Consider the following 6,000-nt stretch of genomic DNA (forward strand, 5'->3'; position numbering starts at 1 on the left):
GGCCGCCTGAGAGCCGGGTGCCGCTCCGGCTGTCTGAGAGCCGGAGCCGGGCCGGTGCGGACGGCGCGGGACCGGCGGCGCCGAAGTGTCCGCAACAGGACAATGCGCCCCGCGGAGTGTTGCGCCGTGTCCCCGCGGGTCGAGCCCGGTCCCGGTCGCGCCGGCGGGAAGCTGAGCCGGCACGCTGGCCGGGGCTGCCGCGGCGCCTGATCTGACTCGGCACTGCGGCACGGGATGTGCTAAAGCCGCATGTCACTCCGACATCGCCCCCGCGATCCGGTGCGACAGGCAGGCCGGGCCGGCGCAGTCTGAACACCTCCACCGTCACCCGGCCTGCCACCGCACGGGCACGCGCCGCGGGCGCCCCGGTGTGCGGAAGCGCACATCCCGGCCGGAACCGATCCCGTGCGGCGGGGCTTACCCCGATGCGGCTTGCCTGCTGACGGGCGGTCGCGTCCCCCTACCGCGCCACGGCTGGAGGTCGAGATGACGGAGCTCTTCATCAGCAGCATCCGCACGCAGGTCGGGTACCGGCCGCCGGTGACCGTTCGCGCCGCCTCGAAATCCGAGGCGCTCTCGTTTCTCCGGGCGCGCTACCCGGCCGACACGGTGGAGGCCGTACTCCCGACGCTGTCCTGGCCGGCCGGTTCCGACACCGGGCGCGTGGCGGGCGACATCCGCGAGCATCGGGGCTGACCGGACCCCGCCGGAGGGGCGGGCCCGGATCCGGCGCGCCTCAATCCTCCTGCGACGGCCCCACGGTGTCGGCCGCGTAGGCGTCCCGCGCGCCGAGCGGCTTTGCGTGCCCGGCGGTGCTGTCCCGCGCGGTCTGCCGCTCCAGCTCGGAATTGAACTCGGCCCCGAGAAGCACGATCACGATCGACAGCCACATCCAGGTCATGAAGCCGACGCCGGCCCCGAGGGACCCGTAGGTCCGGTTGTAGCTGTCGAAGCTCGCCACGTACCAGGAGAACAGCACCGAGGTGATGACCCAGAGCAGGGCCGCGACGGACCCGCCCCAGGTCACCCAGCGCCACTTCGCCTCCCGGCGGCTCGGGCCGTAGCGGTACACGAGGGAGAGGCTCGCGCCGACGACGGCGAGGAGCGCCGGCCAGCGCGCCACCCGCAGGAACGCGTCGGCGGCCGTGCCGAGCCCCAGGCCGCCGAGGACGACCGGCAGCACGACGACGATGCCGATGGCGCCCAGGACGAAGATGATCCCGCTGATCGTGAACAGCAGGGTCGTGCAGTAGAACTGGAACAGCGTGCGCTTCTCCCGCTCCTTGTAGATGACGTTGAGCGAGTCGAAGAGGTAGCTCACGCCCGAATTCGCGCTCCAGACCGCGATCGCGAGGCTGATGGCCGAGGCGGAGCTGAGCGTGCCGGAGCTCTTCTGGGCGATCCGGGTCATCTCGTCGGTGAGGAGCACGAGGACGCCCGCCGGCAGGATGCCGGCCAGGAGGCCGACGTGCTGGCTGATGACCCGCGGGTCGGACAGGAGCCCGTAGAGCGACACGATCGTCGCCATGCCGGGGAACACGGCGAGCAGGGTGAAGAAGGCGACGCCGCCGGCCGTCGCGAGGACGCGGTCCCGGGGCAGCGCCAGGGCCACGCGCCAGAGGATGTCCCTCCAGCCGCGCGGGGGGATCTGGGTCGGCCGCGAGGCCTGCCGGCCGCGGTCGGGCTCGCGGGCCCGGCGCAGGGACTGGCCCAGGGAGGCATGGTCGTGGCTGCGCGTGCTGACGGAGCGCCAGTCCGCACCCTCCTCGTCCTCCGCCATCGCGAGGCTCCCTGCGGGCCGGGCAGGCCTGCCGGCCTCGGCCCCTGCCGGACATAGCGTGGCGGCCCGCCCTCCGGCAATCGCCGCGAGCGGCCGCCCCGGCCCCGGGGCCGCCGCTCAGCCCCAGTCCCCGCTCGTGAGCTCGCAGCTCCCCTTCATGTGGGTCGCGATCGCCGACATGGCCTTGTCGAGCGATTCGTGGCCGAGGCCGACGCCCTCCAGCCCGGACCGGGCCTCGGGAACGATCCGGAACAGGTTGTCGGCCGACTTGATCACCCCGATCTGCCGGCCGAGCCGGTCCGTCAAGGTCCAGGTCTTACCCTTCGTGCCCGCGGGTGTCAGGACCACGTCCATGGCGCACCTCCCTCGTTATGCCGGCCGTCGCGGCGGACCGCCGGTCCCGTGCGGCCTCCGCGCCTCGCCTCACGCGGCGTCCGGCTCGGCGGGCCTCCTCCCGATCACTTCCAGCGTGCGGACGATGGCGGCCCCGATCAGGTTGGCGTCGAACCGGCCGTCCACGGTGTAGGGCTCAATCGCGACCACATCCACCTCGACGTCGCGGACGTCGCCCACCACGACCTTGTAGGTCGCGCCGTGGGGCTCGGTGTCGTCGCGGATCAGCAGCACGCGGTAGCCGGCCGCGGCGCCGTACTCGTACAGGATGTCGAAGACGAGCCGAACTCCGTCGCCCCGCGGGGCCCGGAAATCCAGCCGGATGACGTTGCTCATTGGCGCTCTCATCCGGCCTGGGGCGGCGGCACCTTGCGCCGGGCCGGCCCGTAAAGCAAACCTGGCCGTGGCGCCGGCGGGCCGCGCCGCCTCAGGCGCGCCGCGGGCCCGCCCGCTCGGGAGCCGCCCGGGCGGGCGCCGGATCGGCGCCACGGTCGGCGAGGACGCCCTCATGGGTGGGGACGCCCTGATGGGTGGGGACGCCCTCATGGGCGAGGACGCCCTCATGGGCGAGGAGCCAGCGCTTGCGGTGGAGCCCGCCCCCGTAGCCGGTGAGGGAAGCGTCCGCGCCGACGACCCGGTGGCAAGGCACCACGAGGCCGACGGGGTTCGACCCGTTGGCGAGCCCGACCGCCCGCACCGCCCGCGGCCGGCCGAGGCGCGCCGCGAGGGCGCCGTAGCTCAGGGTGGCGCCGGGCGGGATCGCGCGCAGGGCCGCCCAGACCGCGCGCTGGAACGGCGTCCCGGCGGTCGCGACCGCAATGGCGTCGAGGGCCGCGAGCGACCCGGCGAAGTAGGCGAGGAGCGGCTCCCGCACGGCGCCGGGCATTTGCCCCGCCTCGAGCCGGTAGCCCCGCCCCTCCGGCCCGTAATGCAGGCGCAGCAGCCGATGCATGCGCGCCTCGTAGTCGGACCAGTCGAGGGCGCGCAGGCGCGCCGCGCCGTCAACGACCACCCGCATCGTGCCGATGGGGGTCGCGATTGAGTCGATCAGGAACGGCTCGCTCGCGGCGTGCATCGGGAGGCTCCCCGGAGGTCGTGCCGCGCGCGGGCGCGATGGTGCGGGCGGTCGGGGTCGAACCGACACTCTGTCACCAGAACCGGATTTTGAGTCCGGCGCGTCTACCGATTCCGCCACGCCCGCGGGCCCGTCGGCCCGGCTCGGCCGGGCGGTCGCCTGCCCCTCCCCTCTGCCGCGGGGACCGGGGCCTGTCAATCCCGGGCGTCCCGCGCCCGCCCGGCGCCCGTCCGGTGCCGGTCGGGCGCACCCGGGGCCTCCTCGGGCGCCTGGTTGATGCCGGGCGCGATCCCGGGCGCGACCTCGTCCGCGGAGAGGCCGGCCTTCGGCTCCGGCACCGGCAGCCGCGAGACGGTCGAGGCGCCGCGGGTCGTCGTCGTCACCTCCGGGCCCGAGACGGCCGGGTCCCGGGTCGTCCGGGGGCCGATCCGGGCCACGAGGGCGCTGAACGCGTCCCGCAGGCGGTCGCCCTGCCGGGCGTAGTCGCCGACCGAGACGGTCGCCGTCATGCCGGCGACGAGGGGCATGTCCCTGGGCACCGCCTCGATGCGGATGCGCACCGGCACTCGCTGGGCGAGGCGCACCCAGGTGTAGACCGGATCGACGCTCGGCAGCCCCTGCGTGCTCGGGGCCGCGTTCGCGGTGCTGATGCCGCGGGTGATGCTCTCGACGCGGCCGCGGATCGGCTCGGCGTAGCCCATGAGCGCCGCGGCGGCGTCGTCGCCGACCCGGATGCGGGCCATCTTGGTCTCCTCGAAGTAGCCGTCGATCCAGTAGGAATCGGCGTCGATGACCGAGACGCTGCGGGTGCCCGCGGTGGCGTAGTCGCCGACCCGCAGGAGCAGGTTGGTGACGTAGCCGTTCACCGGGCTGCGCACCTCCGTGCGCCGCAGGTTGATCTCGGCCTGGGCGGCCTGCGCCTGGGCGGAGGCGTAGGCGGCCTCGGCCTGCTTGGCGGTGCCGGCGAATTGCTGCTTCTCCTCAATCGAGGTCGAGATGGTGGTGAGCGCCTCGCGCCGCGCCGCCTGGGCGCGCTTGACCTGGAGGTCGGCGGCCCGGTTCTCCACCTCGGCCCTGGCCGAGTCGAGGGCGATCCGGAAGTCGTAGGGGTCGATCACGAAGAGCACGTCGCCCCGGCGCACGAACTGGTTGTCGACGACGCGCAGCTCCGTGATCTGGCCCGAGACCTGGGGGGCGATGCTGGCGACCTGGACGCGCACGCGGCCATCCCGGGTCCAGGGGGCGGTGACGTAGTATTCCCAGACCACCAGGGCCGCGAGGGCGGCGAGCACCAGCACCAGGGCCGTCGCCAGGAGCCGCAGGAGGCGGCGTCCCCGTGTCGTCCGCTTGTCGGCCACGGCCCTTGGTCTCCCCTCAGAGGATCACGATCAGCAGGGCGAGGATGCAGACGTAGAGCCCCGCCTCGGCCAGCGGCGGGTTGGCGAAGACCCGCTGGAAGCGGATCAGGCGCAGGAGGGGGCGCAGCAGCAGCAGGATCGCGAGGGCGACGGCCGCGTAGACGACGAAGGGGGAGACCAGGACGCCGCCGACCGTCAGCTCGTGGAACATGGCCCTACCCAGCACCCCAGATGTCGAGACGGCGCAGCGCCCGGCCCTGCCCGGCGATCACATAGGACGCCGCGATGAGGTCCGCCACAACCGACGATACCGTCCCGCGCGCGGGCGCGGAAGCATCCCGGCCGGCGGCGAGCAGGCGGGTGGCGGCGCCCGCCAGGGCTTCCGCGTCGGCCCGCGCGAGGGCGCCGCGGGCCTCCGAGACCGGCCCCCCGAGGCCGGGCTCGGCGGCGAGCCGGTCGAGCCCGGCCTGGGCGCCGGCCGCGGCGACGTCGAGGGCGGCGAGCGCGAAGGCGTGGCGCAGGCTCGCCCGGTGGGCGGCGCCGCAGGCGCTGCGCCAGCCGGCGAACTGCACCAGGCGGTCGCTGTCGAGGACGACCCGCGCGTCGGCCTCCTGCGCCGTGCCCGTCAGCGCCCCGATCAGGTCGGCCCGGGCGGCGCGCAGCGACCAGTCCCGGTGCTGCGCGTCGGTGGTCGGCAGCACGAGGCGGATCGTCAGGTAGAGGATCACCCCGGAGACGCAGAACAGCACGCTCGCGTTGATGTAGGATTCCGGATCGTAGGGCTGCGGGTTGGCGGGCGCGAGCACGACCGGGAAGAACACCAGCAGGATGAACCCGATGCCCGCGGTGGCCGGCCGCAGGCTGAGGAAGCAGGCGAGGAAGACCACGGGCGCCACCGCGATGGCGAGGAGCGGGAAGCCCTGGGCGCCGTCGAGGACGACGAACTCGACGATGCCGGCCGCCGCCGCGGCGAGCGGCATGCCGATGAGGGCGCCGGTCGCGAACCCGACGGGATTGGGGTTGATCGCCGCGAGCGCCGCGAAGGCCGAGACCTGCAGCAGCGCCGACGACGTCGCCGGCCAGCCGCTGAGGATGAAGAGCGCGGCGCTGATCGCGAAGGTGATCACCACCCGGGCCGCGTTGCGCAGGGCGTCCGGGAAGTCGCGGTGGACCGGCAGCCCGACGTCCCGGGCGGGGGCCCGCCCGGTCTCCAGGGCCGCGCACCCGTCGCGGGCGAGGGCGTCCTGGCGCAGGAGGTCGACGGCGCGCCGGTGCAGCAGGACCGCGTCCGGCGTGCCGTCCCGGACCGCGGCGTCGAGGCCCGCCTCCAGCGCCGGCAGGGCGGCCCGGTCGCCCGCGAGGCCCGCGCGCGCCCGGGCCCGCACGGCGTCCGC

7 protein-coding genes, 1 tRNA gene and 1 pseudogene are annotated in these 6,000 nt (G+C 74.8%); 1 reads left to right on the forward strand and 8 read right to left on the reverse strand.

Annotated elements, in window-relative coordinates; genetic code table 11:
- Positions 1–486 precede the first annotated feature (486 nt).
- Positions 487–696, forward strand: a complete 210-nt coding sequence (locus DT057_RS13125) for a hypothetical protein (RefSeq protein WP_128562556.1) — start codon at positions 487–489, stop codon at positions 694–696.
- Positions 697–736: 40 nt separating this feature from the next.
- On the opposite strand, the gene DT057_RS13130 is transcribed toward DT057_RS13125, so the two are convergent.
- From DT057_RS13130 to DT057_RS13165, 8 genes and pseudogenes are all read right to left on the reverse strand, one after another.
- Complete coding sequence (locus DT057_RS13130) at positions 737–1,780, reverse strand: YihY/virulence factor BrkB family protein (RefSeq protein WP_128562557.1); 1,044 nt, start codon at positions 1,778–1,780, stop codon at positions 737–739.
- A gap of 117 nt (positions 1,781–1,897) precedes the next feature.
- Positions 1,898–2,134: a hypothetical protein gene (locus DT057_RS13135; protein ID WP_128562558.1), complete on the reverse strand. Its 237-nt coding sequence runs from the start codon at positions 2,132–2,134 to the stop codon at positions 1,898–1,900.
- A gap of 69 nt (positions 2,135–2,203) precedes the next feature.
- Positions 2,204–2,509, reverse strand: coding sequence for a hypothetical protein (locus tag DT057_RS13140; protein ID WP_128562559.1), 306 nt, complete (start codon positions 2,507–2,509; stop codon positions 2,204–2,206).
- Positions 2,510–2,726: 217 nt separating this feature from the next.
- Positions 2,727–3,248, reverse strand: a pseudogene (gene ogt / locus DT057_RS13145) (methylated-DNA--[protein]-cysteine S-methyltransferase); the annotation flags it as partial.
- A gap of 39 nt (positions 3,249–3,287) precedes the next feature.
- Positions 3,288–3,374, reverse strand: a tRNA-Leu gene (locus tag DT057_RS13150).
- 68 nt (positions 3,375–3,442) lie between these two features.
- Positions 3,443–4,606 (reverse strand): efflux RND transporter periplasmic adaptor subunit, encoded by a 1,164-nt coding sequence (locus tag DT057_RS13155; protein ID WP_128562561.1) that lies wholly within the window; start codon positions 4,604–4,606, stop codon positions 3,443–3,445.
- A gap of 16 nt (positions 4,607–4,622) precedes the next feature.
- Positions 4,623–4,817 carry a DUF1656 domain-containing protein gene (locus DT057_RS13160; RefSeq protein WP_128562562.1) on the reverse strand — a complete coding sequence of 65 codons (195 nt, stop codon included), beginning with the start codon at positions 4,815–4,817 and terminating at the stop codon, positions 4,623–4,625.
- A 4-nt stretch (positions 4,818–4,821) separates the two neighbouring features.
- The coding region (locus DT057_RS13165) for an FUSC family protein (protein ID WP_203236263.1) at positions 4,822–6,000 on the reverse strand (1,179 nt) is incomplete at its 5' end.

The organism is Methylobacterium crusticola, assembly GCF_003574465.1.
In the GTDB taxonomy this organism is placed as follows: Bacteria; Pseudomonadota; Alphaproteobacteria; order Rhizobiales; family Beijerinckiaceae; genus Methylobacterium; species Methylobacterium crusticola.

Excerpts from the sequence above, each read along its gene's own strand:
- DT057_RS13125 (WP_128562556.1), top strand. The coding sequence starts at position 487 with ATGACGGAGCTCTTCATCAGCAGCATCCGCACGCAGGTCGGGTACCGG.
- DT057_RS13130 (WP_128562557.1), bottom strand. The coding sequence starts at position 1,780 with ATGGCGGAGGACGAGGAGGGTGCGGACTGGCGCTCCGTCAGCACGCGC.
- DT057_RS13135 (WP_128562558.1), bottom strand. The coding sequence starts at position 2,134 with ATGGACGTGGTCCTGACACCCGCGGGCACGAAGGGTAAGACCTGGACC.
- DT057_RS13140 (WP_128562559.1), bottom strand. The coding sequence starts at position 2,509 with ATGAGCAACGTCATCCGGCTGGATTTCCGGGCCCCGCGGGGCGACGGA.
- DT057_RS13160 (WP_128562562.1), bottom strand. The coding sequence starts at position 4,817 with ATGTTCCACGAGCTGACGGTCGGCGGCGTCCTGGTCTCCCCCTTCGTC.